The sequence below is a fragment of the Exiguobacterium sp. ZWU0009 genome, from assembly GCF_000798935.2.
GTDB lineage: Bacteria > Bacillota > Bacilli > Exiguobacteriales > Exiguobacteriaceae > Exiguobacterium_A > Exiguobacterium_A acetylicum.
This window is the reverse complement of record NZ_CP018057.1, coordinates 2901135-2917774: the sequence shown is the minus strand read 5'-3', so window position 1 is coordinate 2917774 and position 16640 is coordinate 2901135. Positions and strand designations below refer to the sequence as shown.

17 protein-coding genes are annotated in these 16640 nt (G+C 50.1%); 9 read left to right on the top strand and 8 right to left on the bottom strand.

What is annotated here, in order from left to right; translation table 11 throughout:
* Positions 1–55 precede the first annotated feature (55 nt).
* The 8 genes from treC to L985_RS14995 form a co-directional block, all read right to left on the bottom strand.
* Complete coding sequence (gene treC / locus L985_RS15030) at positions 56–1696, bottom strand: alpha,alpha-phosphotrehalase (RefSeq protein ID WP_047394477.1); 1641 nt, start codon at positions 1694–1696, stop codon at positions 56–58.
* A gap of 21 nt (positions 1697–1717) precedes the next feature.
* Complete coding sequence (gene treP, locus L985_RS15025; RefSeq protein ID WP_047394480.1) at positions 1718–3157, bottom strand: PTS system trehalose-specific EIIBC component; 1440 nt, start codon at positions 3155–3157, stop codon at positions 1718–1720.
* 182 nt (positions 3158–3339) lie between these two features.
* The gene (gene treR / locus L985_RS15020) at positions 3340–4047 is read right to left on the bottom strand and encodes a trehalose operon repressor (protein WP_052169471.1); all 708 of its coding nucleotides are present in this window, start codon (positions 4045–4047) and stop codon (positions 3340–3342) included.
* Positions 4048–4177: 130 nt separating this feature from the next.
* The gene (locus tag L985_RS15015; RefSeq protein ID WP_029342761.1) at positions 4178–4825 is read right to left on the bottom strand and encodes a DUF4352 domain-containing protein; all 648 of its coding nucleotides are present in this window, start codon (positions 4823–4825) and stop codon (positions 4178–4180) included.
* An 11-nt stretch (positions 4826–4836) separates the two neighbouring features.
* Entirely contained in the window at positions 4837–6195 is a 1359-nt protein-coding gene (locus L985_RS15010; RefSeq protein WP_029342760.1) for an alkaline phosphatase, read from the bottom strand.
* A gap of 170 nt (positions 6196–6365) precedes the next feature.
* Positions 6366–7340 (bottom strand): hypothetical protein, encoded by a 975-nt coding sequence (locus L985_RS15005; protein ID WP_047394491.1) that lies wholly within the window; start codon positions 7338–7340, stop codon positions 6366–6368.
* Entirely contained in the window at positions 7333–8199 is an 867-nt protein-coding gene (locus tag L985_RS15000; RefSeq protein WP_029342758.1) for an ATP-binding cassette domain-containing protein, read from the bottom strand. Before L985_RS15000 ends, L985_RS15005 begins: the two co-directional genes overlap by 8 nt.
* Positions 8193–8561 carry a GntR family transcriptional regulator gene (locus tag L985_RS14995; protein ID WP_029342757.1) on the bottom strand — a complete coding sequence of 123 codons (369 nt, stop codon included), beginning with the start codon at positions 8559–8561 and terminating at the stop codon, positions 8193–8195. Before L985_RS14995 ends, L985_RS15000 begins: the two co-directional genes overlap by 7 nt.
* Positions 8562–8717: 156 nt before the next feature.
* Here L985_RS14995 and prfA point away from each other — a divergent pair, with 156 nt between their 5' ends.
* The 9 genes from prfA to L985_RS14950 all read left to right on the top strand — a co-directional run bounded on the left by prfA (position 8718) and on the right by L985_RS14950 (position 16603).
* Positions 8718–9776, top strand: a complete 1059-nt coding sequence (prfA, locus tag L985_RS14990; protein WP_047394495.1) for a peptide chain release factor 1 — start codon at positions 8718–8720, stop codon at positions 9774–9776.
* Complete coding sequence (gene prmC / locus L985_RS14985; RefSeq protein ID WP_047394499.1) at positions 9776–10624, top strand: peptide chain release factor N(5)-glutamine methyltransferase; 849 nt, start codon at positions 9776–9778, stop codon at positions 10622–10624. Before prfA ends, prmC begins: the two co-directional genes overlap by 1 nt.
* Positions 10621–11619: an L-threonylcarbamoyladenylate synthase gene (locus tag L985_RS14980; RefSeq protein ID WP_047394502.1), complete on the top strand. Its 999-nt coding sequence runs from the start codon at positions 10621–10623 to the stop codon at positions 11617–11619. The genes prmC and L985_RS14980 overlap by 4 nt, the downstream gene beginning before the upstream one ends.
* Positions 11620–11636: 17 nt before the next feature.
* Positions 11637–12152: a low molecular weight protein arginine phosphatase gene (locus L985_RS14975; RefSeq protein WP_023469513.1), complete on the top strand. Its 516-nt coding sequence runs from the start codon at positions 11637–11639 to the stop codon at positions 12150–12152.
* 5 nt (positions 12153–12157) lie between these two features.
* A complete protein-coding gene (gene rpiB, locus L985_RS14970; protein ID WP_029342752.1) occupies positions 12158–12598 on the top strand; it encodes a ribose 5-phosphate isomerase B in 441 nt (146 codons plus the stop codon).
* The gene (locus L985_RS14965) at positions 12598–13137 is read left to right on the top strand and encodes a TIGR01440 family protein (RefSeq protein WP_047394507.1); all 540 of its coding nucleotides are present in this window, start codon (positions 12598–12600) and stop codon (positions 13135–13137) included. Before rpiB ends, L985_RS14965 begins: the two co-directional genes overlap by 1 nt.
* A 111-nt stretch (positions 13138–13248) precedes the next feature.
* Positions 13249–14508, top strand: a complete 1260-nt coding sequence (glyA, locus tag L985_RS14960) for a serine hydroxymethyltransferase (protein ID WP_029342751.1) — start codon at positions 13249–13251, stop codon at positions 14506–14508.
* A gap of 74 nt (positions 14509–14582) precedes the next feature.
* The gene (locus L985_RS14955) at positions 14583–15251 is read left to right on the top strand and encodes a response regulator transcription factor (RefSeq protein ID WP_047394512.1); all 669 of its coding nucleotides are present in this window, start codon (positions 14583–14585) and stop codon (positions 15249–15251) included.
* Entirely contained in the window at positions 15248–16603 is a 1356-nt protein-coding gene (locus L985_RS14950) for a sensor histidine kinase (protein ID WP_047394517.1), read from the top strand. Before L985_RS14955 ends, L985_RS14950 begins: the two co-directional genes overlap by 4 nt.
* The last annotated feature ends 37 nt before the right edge of the window (positions 16604–16640 follow it).

The window sequence follows — 16640 nt, the reverse complement described above, 5'->3', positions numbered from 1 at the left end:
GTACTCGGATGGTGATTTCCCTTTTTATTTGATCAAGAGAACAACGAGAGATGCATCACTTTTTACGATAAAGCATCAAGGATTCATAAGGACGTAACGTCAGAGTTTGACCCTCTGTCTGTATCTGCTGATAATTGTGAATCAACACCGTATAGTCCGACCCGTCACGAGGTAACGTGAACGTCGTGTCTGTTCCGTAGAAGTTCGAAACGACAAGCAACTCTTCCTCGTTCGTTACGCGTTCGTACGCCCAGAGTGACGGATCGTCTGGTGTCAACAGACGGTACGAACCATCCGTGAGCACGTCATACTGTTTACGGAGTTGAATCAATCGTTTGTAATGATGATAGACCGAGTCAGGGTTTGCGACAGCCGACTCGACATTGATCTGGTCATACGTCGGCGAGACCGGTATCCACGGATCGCTTGTACTAAAGCCACCGTTGAGTGCGTCTGACCATGGCATCGGCGTCCGCGCATTATCACGCGATTTTTGACGAATCGCAGCGAGAATCGCTTCTTCCGATATACCGTTGTTCCGAGCTTCCTGATAGGCGTTCAATGTCTCGACATCGCGGTAGTCGGACAAATCCGTGAAGTCCGGATTCGGCATGCCGATCTCTTCTCCTTGATAGATGTACGGTGTACCTTGCAAACCGTGAAGCGTCGTCGCGAGCATCTTCGCACTTTCGACGCGATACGTGACGTCATCACCAAATCGGCTGACGACGCGTGGTTGGTCATGATTGCACCAAAAAATTGCGTTCCAGGCTTGTCCGTTCATGCCGAATTGCCAGTCGGAGAAAATCTGTTTCAGTTGCTTGAAATCAAACGGTGCTGCCGTCCATTTTTCACCGTTCGGATAATCGACCTTCAAATGATGAAAGTTGAACGTCATCTTCAGTTCTTGTTCATCAAGTGATGAATAACGAAGGCAGTGTTCAAGTGACGTCGACGACATCTCACCGACGGTCAAGAGATCGTGTCCGGCAAAGACTTCTGCGTTCATCTCTTGCAAGTAGTCGTGGACGTTCGGTCCGTCCGTATAATACGAACGACCGTCTCCTGCTGGATCGTTCGGAAGACCTGGCGTTTTTGAAATCAAATTGATGACATCGAGTCGGAAGCCACTGACCCCTTTATCCCGCCAAAAGCGCATCATGTTGTAAACATCTTCCCGTAAACGTGGATTTTCCCAGTTCAGATCCGCTTGTGTCTTGTCGAACAGGTGCAAGTAATACTTGCCAGCTACCTCATCAAATGACCAAGCGGGACCGCCGAATTTCGATACCCAGTCGTTCGGTGTATCGCGCCAGATAAAATAGTCGTGATACGGGCTGTCCGGGTGACGTCCTTCTTCGAACCAAGAGTGCGACGTCGAGCAATGGTTGACGACGATATCCATCATGACAGACAGACCGCGTTGTTTTGCTTCTGCAAGTAACGTCTCGAAATCGTCCATTGTTCCGTAGGATGGATCAATCGCGTAATAATCACTGACATCATAGCCATTGTCGTTCTGAGGTGAAGCATAGACCGGCGTCAACCAAAGGTAATCGACACCAAGATCCGCCAGATAATCGAGTTTGGCAGTGACGCCACGTAACGTACCGGTCGCTTTGCCCTCCGGACTATAAAAACTCTTCGGATAGATTTGATAAACGGCGGATTTGCGCCAATCGGTTGTCGTGATCATTAGATACACACCTTTCTAGAATTACGCTGCTTTTTTCAGGGCAGCTTTTTTTGCGCGTTTCGTTGAGACATAGTGGAACAGGAACGTACAGGCGACAGGAACGATGATCGCTATCACCATGCCGACGATGAATGACAGAATCGAGCCTGGTACGATCGAAATGAAAGCAGGTAATCCGCCAACACCGATCGCAGGAGCAAGAACGCCACTGACGGCGATGAAAGCTGACGCGATCGCTGAACCGACGAGTGCCGCGTAAAACGGATATTTGAATCGGAGATTGACCCCGAACATCGCTGGTTCCGTGATCCCGAAGTAGGCGGATAAAGCGGACGTTGATGCCATGTTTTTATCGTTAACGTTTTTCGCGAGGAAAAGCATCGCGAGTGTTGCTGAACCTTGGGCGATGTTCGAAATCGCGATCATCGGCCAGATGAACGTCGTTCCGCTTTGTCCGATCAACTGTAGATCAACGGCGATGAACATGTGGTGCATGCCGGTAATGACGAGCGGCGCATAGAGTGCGCCGAAGAGTAAGGCACCAAGTAACGGAACAGCTTCGAACGTATTGACGACACCGATCGTAATCCAGTCACCGACTTGACGCGTGACCGGTCCGATGACGGCAAGGGCGAGGAAGCCCGTCAATGTGATCGTCGTAATCGGTACGACGAGTAATTGAATCGCATTCGGTACCCGTTTTTTGAGCCAACGTTCAATCGTACTGAGAACATAAGCAGCGGCGAGTACAGGGAGGATTTGTCCCTGATAACCGACTTTTTCAATTTCAAAGAGACCGAGAATGTTGAACGTCGGGATTTCACCTTTTAGAGCACTTTGTCCGTAGTTCCAAGCGTTTAAGAGATCTGGGTGAACAAGCATCAGACCCATGACAATCCCGAGAATCTCACTTCCACCGAAGCGTTTCGTCGCTGACCAACCGACGAGTGCCGGGAGGAAGACGAAGGCCGTGTTTGCCATCATATTGATGAGATCCCAAAGTCCTTGTAAGTTTGGATAACGATCGATCATCGTCTTGCCACCGAACTCGATACCGAATAGATTATTGATTCCCATTAAGAGACCAGCAACGATGATCGCCGGGATGATAGGCATGAAGACATCAGAAAAGACTTTGATCAACTTTTGGAACGGATTCATCTTGGCAGCGCCAGACGATTTAACATCTGCGATCGTTGTTGCCTGTAAACCGGTTAATTGAATGAATTCTGCATAGACCCGGTCGACGTCTCCGGCACCAATGACGATTTGATAGACACCCGCGTTCAAGAACGCGCCTTTGACGAGCGGAACTTCAAGTAAGGCTTCTTGATCGACAAGCTCTTGATTCTTAAGCGTTAAACGAAGACGGGTGACACAGTGAGCTGCCTGCTCAACGTTCTCCTTACCTCCGATGTTCTCAATGATTTGCTCTGCAATCTGACGATAGTTTGGTTTCATCTCGATGCTCCTTTTTGGAAGTGACATACTCGACCACTTTTAAAATGAAAACGTTTTCTTATCTGCGCACACTTATCTTAACTTATCTATATAAGTTGGTCAAGAACTTATATAGATAAGTTGGGGAGAATAAAAAAGAGAGAATCCGTCATCTACGAATTCCCTCATCTTGCAGCCTATATTCAACGACGGGCAATATCAGTGAACTGAAACTTATCGAGCCGGTGACGCGATTCCGTCCGTTCGAAATGTTGTCCTTCATAGAAATACGTATCGTTCGTGACAACGATGACATGCGTCATATCGTGAAGGTCGAGTCGTTCTTGGTCTTCCATTGTCGCAGGGCGAGCTTCGATTTTTCGTTTTGCGTAGCTGATTTGCCGACCAAGTGTCTCTTCGATGTACTGATAGATCGAACCTTGAGCGATGTCAGTCGTGAGTCCGGGTACGAGTGCTGTCACGAAATGATTGATGTCACGGATGACACGTTCACCATCGATTTGGCGAATTCGCTCGATGCGCGTCACGTCCGTTCCTTGTGCCACATGTAATAACGAAGCGAGTTCAGCAGAAGCGGAAAGGACTTCGCAGGATAAGACATCCGTCTCGACGGTATGACGCCCCATCCGGCGATGTGCTTCCGAGAAGCTGACGATGCCGTTGAATTGGAACTCGATCGCTTCTTGCGACAGGACGAAGACACCTTTCCCCTGGTGTTTACGGACGAAGCCTTTTTCTTGCAGGGCATCAATCGCTTTTCGAACCGTTCCGCGACTTGCTTCGAACTCCTGCATCAGCTCTGTTTCTGACGGCAACTTCGTCTCAGCAGGAAGTGTCCCTTCCTGAATACGTTGCGCGAGCTCATGGTAGATGTTTAAATACTTCGGCATATCATCCGTCCTTTGCATTCAAATAGTGCTTTTAGTGTAGCATGGAACGATTGCAGGCATCAAAATAGCTCCACCTGTCGTCCGGGCATGACCCGAAAAAACAGATGGAGCGTAAAAGCAGGAATGAGTGTTAACGAAGAGACGTCGAAAATGTCGTGCCTTTTTTGAGGACATCTTGTTTTTTATCTAGGACGTCACTTGTTAAGAGTTCAATCGAATCAACCGGTTGTTCCAAAATGAAGCCGAAGTTACCGCTTCGTGATTCGGACGGAGCGTATGTCTTCGCGAGCGACTCTAAATAGACGTCGTCTTCAAGCGTCTTTTCAGTTGCGGCACCGAGCTTAAAGTGGGCGACCGGATTGAACGTGACCGGTTCATCACTCGTATTCTTGATCGTGACGCGTGTCTTGATCAAGTCGAAGGATTCATCGTGCGTGAAACCGTGGAAGAAATCAATCATGCCGTAGCTTGGGCGAGCATGAAAGACTTTGATCTCTTCGATCGTCATCTCGATCGGACCAATCTTCCGTGTTTCGTTCACTCGTTTGAATTGTTTAAGCGTCAGGTCGCCCTTATCATCCGTGACGGTCTGATCGATTTTTGTCAAATCGCGATCATCTGGAATTTGCGGGTTTGGAACGTAGGCGCTTGTTTTTTCAAGCGATACCGGCTGCTCCTGTTTCGCAGACGCTGGTTCTTTTGGTGTGTCTTGTGATGCTGAAGTGCCACAACCAGCGAGCACCGTCCCGAGCATCAAAGTAGCAAGTATCTGTCTCATGAACATTCTCCTTATTTCTTCGATTTCAAGAGATCGAAGATGATTTTCGCGTGATCCGTGTTGTCGACTTGTCCCGCGAAACGTTCTTTAGCAGGACCGAACGCATAGACCGGTACGTCTTCACCTGTATGTCCACCTGTAGTCCAGCCTGTATGCGAGCGTTCGTTGAAGATTTCTTCAATCGCATTATCGATCTCGAGTAATTTCTTCGATTCAGCAGCGCGGGAGACGCTATCGATTTCTTTGTCCGTCAAGGCGAGTTTGTCCTGATCGATATACGTCGTCAACGTCTTGCGGACGTCCGCACCATCGACGATTTTTTGCGCCATGAAGTCAGGTGTTTTCTTTGCCGCTTTGATCGGTTCAGCGAACCAGTTATAGATGCCATCTGCACCGATTGAATATCCACCCGTTGAGTGGTCAGCTGTCGCGACGACGAGTGTATGTTTATCCTTCTTTGCAAATGCGATCGCGGCTTTGAATGCCCGCTCGAAGTCTTCCATCTCACTCATGGCACCGACGATATCATTGTCATGACCGGCCCAGTCGACTTGGCTACCTTCGACCATCAGGAAGAATCCTTTTTTATTCGAGTCGAGTCGCTTAATGGCAGAGTTCGTCATTTGTTCAAGTGATGGGACCGAGTTTTCGCGGTCAATCCGTTTTGGTAATCCACCATCTGCGAACAGACCGAGGACTTGTTTGTTTTTATCACCTTGCAATTGATCCAGATCCGTGACGTAACTGTAACCGTCTTTTTTGAATGCTTTCGTCAAATCAACATCCGGACGGACGAAGTTCGACTTACCGCCACCGAGCATGACGTCAATTTTATGCTTCCCATTGACGCGTTCCTTGAAGTAATCGTCTGCGATCGCGTTCATGTTCTTTCGGCTCTCATCATGAGCACCGAACGAAGCAGGTGTCGCATGCGTGATTTCCGATGTTGCAACGAGTCCTGTTGACTTACCACGTTCTTTCGCTGCTTCAAGGACGGTCTTGACTTCCGATTTATCGTTATCAACGGCAATCGCTGCATTATACGTCTTGATGCCGGATGACATCGCTGTTGCTGCGGAGGCGGAATCGGTGACGTTTTCCTTCGGATCTTCCGGATAAGTCATCTGTTGACCAACGAGGTATTGGTCAAACGCTGTTTTTTCAGCAACCGGTGTCGATGGATCGTTCTTTAAGTAACGATGTGCTGATGTATACGAGACCCCCATCCCGTCGCCGATCAAGAAGATGACGTTCCGGATTTCCGGTGATTTAACAGGTTTCGTCTTTGCTTCTGCTTCAGGCATCGAGAACATCGTACTGAGGGAAAGGGTTGATAAGGCAAAAATCGGAATGATACGTTTTAATTTCATAAGGGTTCCTCCTCGAAAGGTGCTGGGGTTTGATGATCGATACGACCTACAAACTCCACCTTACGGATAGAATGTGAAATCCATGTTTATCGTTTGTAAAGCTTTGTGAAGAATCGATGACAAAAAAATGGACCTTCTGAAAAGTCATTTCAGAAGGTCCATTCGTTGCATTAGCGACTCCACCCAATCATCCGACGATAAGAGCTGAACGTCGGCCAGGCGAGAATCGCGATTGCGAGCCAGTACAGGAATTGATTCTCGGACGAAATCAGACCGATGATTCCCGCGAGTAGGATTGTCGTATAGATCGAGAAGGTGATGATGAGTGCTGGATGTAATTTTGGGAAAATCGTGAAACGCCCGAGACGTTCGTTCGCACCTTTGACATAGAGACGACTACCGAAAATCAGTAAGATGACCGTCAAGGCTAAACTGAACAACACAGCATAGGTGATGTTGAAATCGGTATTGTACTCGAAGAAGAGCGCAAATGGCGTCGTGATCGTCATCAAAAAGCTTGTTGGTTTGTCTAACTCTTCATAGCCCACGCCAAAACCCAGTTGACCGATAGCATAGATACTGAAATACGTGAAGTAATTCAAGAACAAGAAGAACGTTCCAAGTAAGAGCTGTCCGATGATGTCACCGGCAACTGTTCCGGCGAATAAGAAGATTGTTAAAATCGTCACATCAAATAGAAGGAATAGACCAAAATCTTGAAGGAGTGACGTCCACGTGACGTAATCAAACGGATTGATACCGAATCCTTGCAGTAATGACCAGCTGGCGAAAAAACCGATGATCGGGAAGACGATCAACGTCACAGTACCAATCGCCCATTTAATCCAAAACAGCCAGACCTTCGGAAACGGCAACGCATGTAAAATCAGACTGCGGCCACTTCCGCGCTCGGAACCAAGCATCAAAATCGCAAAGACGGCGATCAGAATCGCAGCGAATCCAGCGAAGAACGGACTGACGAGGACAGCTTGAATCGTTTCGGTTTGATAAGATACTTCATATGTTTCAAAGTCATTGATGATGGTATAACTACCAAAACCATAACTGAAGATCGCCAGTAGAATAAAACAAGCGAGTGGCCAGATGCCTTGCTTGATGTGATAGCGGATCAATTGCTTAACCATGTCGTTTCCCTCCAAATGTCCCTAAGAAGTAATCTTCCATCTGCACTGGCAAAGCATCCTTTAATAGAGGACGCGTCGTTTCAAGATACTGCGCGCCTGCATCGGATAAGACGAGTAACGTCACGACCCGACCCGTTTGGGATAAGACGTGGAGATCGGCATGACTGAGCTCTGGAACGTCTTCATAGACGACTTGCCATTTCTGCATGCTAGCTTTGGCATCATCGAGTGCCTTCGGTTCGCGGACGAGGTGTTTTTCGATCGTCATGACGCGGTCGGCAAGGGAATCGAGTTCTTCGAGTTGATGGGAAGCAATCAGAACGGCTGTCTGACGCTCCGCGAGTAACGAGACGAGTTGTTTCAGATAATCACGTTTATTGATTCGGTCAAGTCCATCGGTTGGCTCATCAAGCAACAGAACCGGAGCATTCGTTGCGAATGCGAGTTGGAGAAGGAACAGTTGGGCTTGTCCCTTCGATAAAGAAGTGACGCGACGTCCACGATCGAGGTTCGACGAGCGACAGTAATTTTCGATATACGTCTTCTCGAAGTTCGGATAAAAGACGTGGTAGAAGTTGATCAGTTCGCCGAGCGTCATTTGGCGGTAGACGGAGACAGAATCCGGAACGAGGAAAAGGTGCTCCCGCGTCTTTGGAACGTGATGGATCGACTCGCCATTCCATTCGACTTTCCCACGGGTCGGCTCGAGCGCTCCGACGAGTGTTTTCAGTAATGTCGTTTTTCCTGCACCATTACGACCGATCAATGCGGTAATCGTTCCTGCAGGCAGGGTGAAGGATGCATTTTCATAAATCATGGTACGGTCAATTTGTTTCGTCAGATGAGAAACGGTCAACATGAGGAATCCTCCCTTATGTGTAAGATATGTTGATAAAGTTCTTCGTTTGAGATGGATAATTCGTCGGCGATGGCACAAAGGCGGATGAGTGGATCTTGGATGGCGGCTTGTTTGACTTCATGAAGTGGGATGTCTGAGATGAAGGAGCCTTTGCCTCGCATCGTGACGATGAAGTTGCGGCTCTCGAGTTCCTGATAGGCGCGGGAGACAGTGTTCGGATTGACAAGGAGTGTACCGGCAAGTTCACGGACGGATGGCATCTGTTCGCCGGAGCGGAGTAGACCACGGGCAATCGAGCGGATGATTTGAGCGACCAGCTGTTCATAGATCGGTAACGGACTTTTCGGATCGACGGTGAACATTTCTTCACCTCCTTAAGTGTACTAAGTCAATTAATACACCAATTATAGGAATTTAAAACCCGTCTGTCAACGTTTCTTTTCAAGAAGACGATGACGCCATCGATCGCAATATTTGCTATACTGACGACAGAAGAATCGCCAGGAAGGATGACCGAGATGTTGGATCGATTGAGTGCGTTAGAGGACCGTTATGAAAAACTGAATGATATGTTGGCTGATCCAGCCATCATCAATGATACGAATCAATTGCGAGAGGTCTCAAAAGAGCAGTCACAACTTGCGCCGACCGTCGAGACGTACCGTGTCTATCGCGAGAAGATGGAAGCTTATCAAGAGGCACGTCAAATGTTGACGGATCCGGAGATGCGCGACCTTGCGAAGGAAGAAGTCGCGATGCTTGAGCCGGAGATCAAAGAGCTCGAAGCCAAGCTGAAAGCTTTATTATTACCGAAGGATCCAAATGACGATAAGAACGTTATCGTCGAGATTCGTGGTGCGGCAGGCGGAGACGAGGCAGCCTTATTTGCGGGTGACCTTTTCAAGATGTACTCGAAGTTTGCTGAGAAACAGAGCTGGAAGATTGAGATCATCGATGCAAGCTACACGGAACTCGGTGGCTACAAAGAGATTATCTTCATTGTCAAAGGAACGGGTGCTTATTCGAAGTTGAAGTACGAGAACGGGGCACACCGCGTCCAACGCGTTCCGTCAACGGAATCCGGCGGGCGGATTCATACATCGACGGCAACCGTCGCTGTGTTGCCTGAAGCAGAAGACGTCGAAGTCGAAATCCATGATAAGGATGTCCGAGTCGATACGTTCACGTCGAGTGGACCGGGTGGCCAGTCCGTCAATACGACACAGTCCGCTGTTCGTGTCACGCACGTGCCGACGGGAATCGTCGCCAGCTGTCAGGATGAGAAGTCGCAAATCAAGAACAAGGAAAAAGCGATGAAGGTCTTGCGCGCGCGTGTCTACGATAAGATTCAACGCGAACAGCAAGCTGAATATGATGAAAAACGAAAGTCGGCAGTGGGTACGGGTGACCGTTCGGAACGAATCCGGACGTATAATTTCGCACAAAATCGCGTGACGGACCATCGCATCGGATTGACGATTCAAAAGCTTGACCGAATCTTGCAAGGCGAGATGGATGAAGTCATCGATACGCTCGTCATGGAACATCAGGCACGGGCATCGGAGGCGGCAAACTGATGCGGATCGTAAAACGTCTAAATGAGGCAAAAACGATGATGGAACAAGCAGGACGCGAGGGTTCAAGTGCCGAATGGTTACTCATGCACGTCTTGGATGTCGACCGGACCGGACTCCTTGTCCGTCTATCAGATGAATTGACGCCCGAGCAAGATTTACGTTTCAGTGAATACTTGCTTGCTCATGTTCACGGCGTGCCCGTTCAGCATTTAATCGGCTATCAGCCGTTTTATGGACGGGATTTCCGTGTCACACCGGATGTCTTGATTCCACGACCGGAAACGGAAGAGTTGATCGTCTTCGTCACGGAGCGTCTCAAACGTGAGTCGTTCACCGCGGGACAGATCGTCGACATCGGAACTGGGAGTGGAGCGATCGGAATCACGCTCGCCCTCGAACTCGAACAACCGGTCACGACTGTCGATATTTCACCGGCCGCTATTACGGTCGCGAAGCAAAATCAAGCAGCGCTTGGTGGAGACGTGACGTTCCTTGAAGGAGATTTACTAGCGCCACTTGCGGATAATTCTGTGCGGGTGCTTGTTTCGAATCCTCCTTATATCGAGGAAGAGGAATTACTCAGTGAAGTCGTGTTCGATCATGAACCGCATCTCGCCCTGTTTGGCGGAAAAGACGGTCTCGTCTTTTACCGACGTCTCGTCGAAGAGAGTGGACGGGTCCTACGCGACGATTTCCGACTGATTGCGTTTGAAATTGGACACAATCAAGGACCAGAAGTGCAAATGATGTTAAAAGAACGTTATCCAAATGCGGAAACGGGTATTTTAAAAGATATAAACGGTAAAGACCGTATCGTGTATGCGGAACGAAAGGATTGTACAGCGTGAAGACGGAAATGATTGACTTACAGACGATGGATGAAGCAGTTCGGTTATTGCAGGAAGGAGAGGTCGTGGCGATGCCGACCGAGACTGTCTATGGTCTCGCAGGGGACGCAACGAACGAAGCGGCTGTTCGGCGAATCTTCGCCGCGAAGGGTCGACCTTCTGACAATCCACTGATTGTCCACGTCGCATCCGTAGAACAGGCACATCAGTTCGTCACGCACATTCCAGATGTTGCGGCACGTTTGATGGAGGCGTTCTGGCCAGGAGCCTTGACGATCATCCTCGAATCGAACGGCACCGCATCCACACTCGTCACAGCAGGACTAGATACGATCGGATTACGGATGCCAGACCATCCGCTCGCGCTTCGCTTGATTGAGGCGACAGGGTTGGGTCTCGCAGCACCGAGTGCCAACCGTTCCGGAAAACCTTCACCGACGTCATCTGCGCACGTCGCACATGACCTCTCGGGACGCATCGCTGCGATCGTCGATGGAGGGGAAACGGGCATCGGGGTCGAATCGACTGTCATCGATTGTACGATGACGCCACCGGCGATTTTACGACCGGGCGGCGTGACACGCGAACAAATCGAGTCGGTCATCGGTCCTGTCACACTCGATCCTGCCTTATCGATGAAAGATGTTACACCGAAGGCACCCGGGATGAAATATACTCACTATGCACCGGAAGCAACACTGTCCGTAGTTGAGGGAGATCTTTCATTCTTACAGCAACTCATCGATGATGCACGACAAACCGGACACAAGACGGGCGTTCTCCTGTTTGATGGGGAGGATGTCGACGCAGATGTTCGCTGCTCCCTTGGTAACTCGATGGAGACGGCGGCACAACGTCTTTACGATTGTTTACGGCGATTTGATCAGACGACGGTGGATCAGATTTTTGTACGAGACCTATCAGAAGAAGGGGTGGGGCTTGCGGTCCGCAACCGCCTCCATAAAGCAGCAGGTGGTCGGGTCATTCGCCCTTGAAGAAGGAGGATACGGAGATGAGCACACGTCGCGTTTTATTCATCTGTACAGGAAATACATGCCGTAGCCCGATGGCGATGGCGTTACTACGCTCGAAGGTCGCTGATCAGGAATTCGACGTCCGTTCAGCAGGACTACGTTCGATGCAAGGATTTGATGCGTCCGAGAACGCCTTACAAGTGTTACGTGAGCGCGGTATCGAACTCGAGCACTATACGCAAGTCTTTGATGATGTACTCGGACGTTGGTCTGACATCATCTTGACGATGACGCGTCAGCACAAGCAGGAAGTCGGTGAACGCTATCCGGAACTGAAGGAACGGACGTTCACCTTATATGAATATGTGACAGGGCTTGAACGGGACATCAATGATCCGTATGGCGGATCGATGAACGTCTACCGGCAAGTACGTAATGAACTCGAACCCCTCGTCAACCGTCTTGTGTTAAAATTGACGCAGAACGGAAACGGAAGAAAAGCTCCGGATACACGGAAACTTCCGAAAAAACAACCTAAACAAACGGGGGAATAGTAAAGATGAAAGTAGCAATCGGCGCGGATCATGGCGGTTTTAAGTTAAAGGCAGAAATCAACGACCTCTTACAAGAGCTCGGCATCGACTATACGGACTTCGGTACGCATTCAGCCGACTCAATCGATTATCCAGATGTCGCAATTCCAGTCGCTGAGGCAGTCGCGAACGGAGAGTTTGATCGTGGCATCTTGATTTGTGGAACAGGTATCGGGATCGGAATCGCAGCGAACAAGGTCAAGGGCATCCGAGCAGCACTCGTCCATGATACGTTCAGCGCGAAAGCGACGCGTCAGCACAACGATTCGAACATCTTGACGATGGGCGAACGCGTCATCGGTCCAGGACTGGCTCGTGAGATCGCACAACTTTGGCTTGAAACGGAATTCGAAGGCGGACGTCATGAGAACCGCGTTTGCAAAATCTCAGATTATGAGGTGAAGTAATGGACTTGACACGCATCCAGCACGATTTAGAAGAAGCACTGAACGCTCTGGATGAACGATTTTCCTTAAAAGGAAAATTGCTCGTGATCGGCTGTTCGACGAGTGAAGTCATCGGCAAACAAATCGGCAAGGCGGGTTCACCGGAAGTTGCGGACGCGTTGTTCGACGTTTTCGATGCCTTTCGTCGGTCGCACCAAGTCGATCTTGCCTTCCAAGGCTGTGAGCATATCAACCGAGCGCTGACGCTTGAGCGGCAAACGGCAGAACGACTCGGGCTTGATCCAGTAACGGTCGTTCCGGTTCCGGAAGCCGGTGGATCGATGGCGAGTGTTGCCTACCAACGCTTCTCGGCACCGATCGTCGTCGAAGCGATTCAGGCAGACGCCGGGATTGATATCGGTGATACGTTCATCGGCATGCACTTGAAAGCTGTTGCGATTCCTGTGCGCTTGCCGCACAAGGAAATCGGTGAGGCACACGTAACGGCAGCCGTGACACGACCGAAATTAATCGGTGGGGCACGTGCTAAATACGAATGATTGATGCAAGGGGTTGCGCACCCCTTGCTTTTTTGATGTTGTTTTTAGGGATGCCGGGAACGAAACATTCGTGTTAAGATAGGTCTATCGAAATGAAATGGGGGAATTCAGATGGAACAAACACCGCTTACGTATCTGAAACAACAAGATGAGGCACTCTTTTCGGCAATGCGCCAGGAACTAGGTCGTCAACGGGATAACATCGAATTGATCGCATCCGAGAACTTCGTCTCGCAAGCTGTCATGGAAGCACAAGGCAGTGTCTTGACGAACAAGTACGCAGAAGGTTACCCAGGTCGTCGTTATTATGGTGGCTGTGAGTATGTCGATCTCGCTGAGAATTTAGCACGCGACCGCGCGAAGGAAATCTTCGGTGCGGAGCACGCGAACGTGCAACCACACTCGGGTGCACAAGCGAACATGGCGGTTTACTTCACGATTCTCGAGCAGGGCGATACGGTCCTCGGGATGAACCTCTCGCACGGTGGCCATCTGACGCACGGTAGCCCCGTCAATTTCTCCGGTGTCCAGTACAACTTCGTAGAATACGGTGTCGATCAAGAGACAGAGATGATTGATTACGATGTCGTTGCGAAATTAGCAGAAGAGCATAAACCAAAATTAATCGTCGCGGGCGCATCGGCGTATCCGCGTGTCATCGACTTCAAACGTTTCCGTGAAATCGCAGACAGCGTCGGTGCTTACTTGATGGTCGACATGGCACACATCGCTGGACTTGTCGCAGCAGGTCAGCATCCGAACCCAGTCGAGCATGCACACTTCGTCACGACGACGACGCATAAGACGTTGCGTGGTCCACGTGGTGGGATGATTCTCTGTAAAGAAGAGCATGCGAAAGCAATCGATAAAGCCATTTTCCCAGGCATCCAAGGTGGTCCACTCATGCATGTCATCGCCGCGAAAGCTGTCGCGTTCGGTGAAGCTCTTGCACCAGAGTTCAAGGACTACATCGGTCAAGTCGTCACGAACGCCAAAGTCCTCGGTGAAGAATTGACGAAGCGTGGACTCCGGATCGTCTCAGGCGGAACGGACAATCACTTGCTCCTCGTCGACTTACAACCGCTCGGGATCACAGGGAAACTCGCAGAGCATGCACTTGACGAAGCCGGCATCACGGTCAACAAGAACACGATTCCGTTCGATCCAGCGAGCCCGTTCGTCACGAGTGGTATCCGGATTGGAACGGCAGCGATGACATCACGTGGCTTCAAGGAAGCCGAGATGAAAGAAATCGCCGAGTTGATCGAACTCGTCTTGAACCATCCAGAAGAAGCAGACGTTCTCGCACAAGCACGCGAGCGTGTCGTTGCTTTGACAGGTCGTTTCCCACTCTACCCAGAGCGCGGGTGATCGTCATCCCCTTCGTCCTTTTCGTCATGAGAAGGGGAAGGGGATTTTTGTTTGTCTAAAAAAGGAGGCGTACGATGTATATTCTAGTCGTTGAAGATGATCCACATATTCAAGCACTCGTCTGTTCAACGTTACAAGCCGATGGACATTCCGTCCGAGCGACAGCAGACGGAAACGAAGCGCTCGCTTGGATCGAGACGATGACGTTTGAAGCAGCCGTGCTCGACGTCTTGCTCCCCGGGCAGACCGGTCTCGTCCTGTGTGAGCGATTACGGCAAAACGGGGACATCCCGATCTTGATGCTGACGGCGCTCGGTGAACTAACGGATAAGCGAGACGGTTTTGCAGCAGGTGCTGATGATTACATCACAAAGCCGTTCGATCCGGAAGAATTAGTGTTTCGGCTTCACGCCGTAGCTCGGCGCTATCAAAAAGCGGCGCAACCCGTCCTACATCTCGGGGATGTCACGATTGATAAACGCAGTCAGCTCGTGACGATCCAGTCGACCGAGTGGACACTCCCGCGGCGCGAGTTCGAACTATTACATCAGCTGGCAAGTTTCCCGGGACGGGTCTTCAGCCGCGAGGAATTGATCGAACACGTCTGGGGACTTGATTTCATGGGGGATGACCGGACGATTGACGTCCACATTAAACGACTTCGTGGACGCCTGAAGGAGACGAATCACGTGAAGATCGAGACCGTCCGCGGACTCGGCTACCGGTTGGAGGTCGACGCATGAGATCCCTCTATACGAAAATCGTTGGTCTCGTCTGTGTCGTCTTACTCGTGTCCGCCCTACTGGCTCTTTTAATTAGTAATATTGCCTATTATTCGTTCTGGCAGGACAGCTATAGCCAAAAAGTCGAGGAAGCGGTCGAGACAGCGATCGATTATTACGAGACGCACGGTGACGGAAAGACGGAATCGTTTTACCGGATGTTACAAGCAACTGGCTTTCAACTGTATGTCCGAACGGACGACGGAACGGAGCGTTACGGAAATACGTTTCGTGATGAAACGCTTTCGAGTCAAGTCATCGAGCAAGTGAAGAACGGTCAACCATATTACGGGATGCGCGAGTATCCGTTCCATCTGTTCCTGCTCGGTCTGTTCGATAACGAGGTCATCAATACGTACGGCACATCAGTCAAAACATCGCAAGGAACGGACGCGATCTTCGTTCGTCCGGACTTAAGTCGGCAGATCCGTGAGTTGCACCTGTTTGTTGGTCTGTTCCTCGGACTGCTTATCGTGATCAGCTTTCTCTTGCTCGTCTTCTCGATCCGTTATCTCGTTCGACCGATTGATCGATTAACGAAAGCAACGGAACAGATGGCAGACGGCGACTATGGAATTCGCGTCGGAACGAAGGCGCGCGATGAGATTGGTGAACTGTCCCGACGCTTTGACGAGATGGCGATGGCGATTGAAGCGTCCGATACGGAACGACGCCGGTTCGTTGCAAACGTCTCGCATGAATTCCAGTCGCCGCTGACGACGATCTCGGGATATGCTGGACAACTCAATGTGACCGGAGAAGACGTCACGAAACGGACGATCATTCAACAAGAGGCAGCGCGGATGTCCGAACTGACGCGTCAATTATTGATCTTAGCGAAGCTCGATGAAGGACGACGCTTCAAGCAGCAAGCACTCGATCTGCGCACGAGTCTAGAGACGACACTCGCAACACTTGCCTTTCAGCTCGATGAGCAAGGCATCGCCGTCGCACTCGATGTATCGCCAGCGCTACAGATTCAAGCAGATGCTAGTGCGCTTGAACATGTCTTCCAAAATGTCATTCGAAATGCCGTCTCAGTCTCGAAAGAAGGAGCGACGATTCATATTCAGGCGCAAGAACAAGCGAATCAGGTCATCGTCCGAATTAAAGATGAAGGACCAGGTATGACCGAACAACAGATGGAACATGCCTTTGAACGCTTTTATCAAGGCGATGCGTCCCGCACGTCGCGCGGGACGGGCCTCGGGCTAGCGATCGTCAAAGAGACGATGCGTCAACTTGGTGGGGATGCGAGCTTGTCGTCTGACTCATCCGGTCTGACTGTGACATTGACTTTTTTACGCATTTGACGCGTGCGTTCATGTTCCGTTCATATTGCAGTCGTAT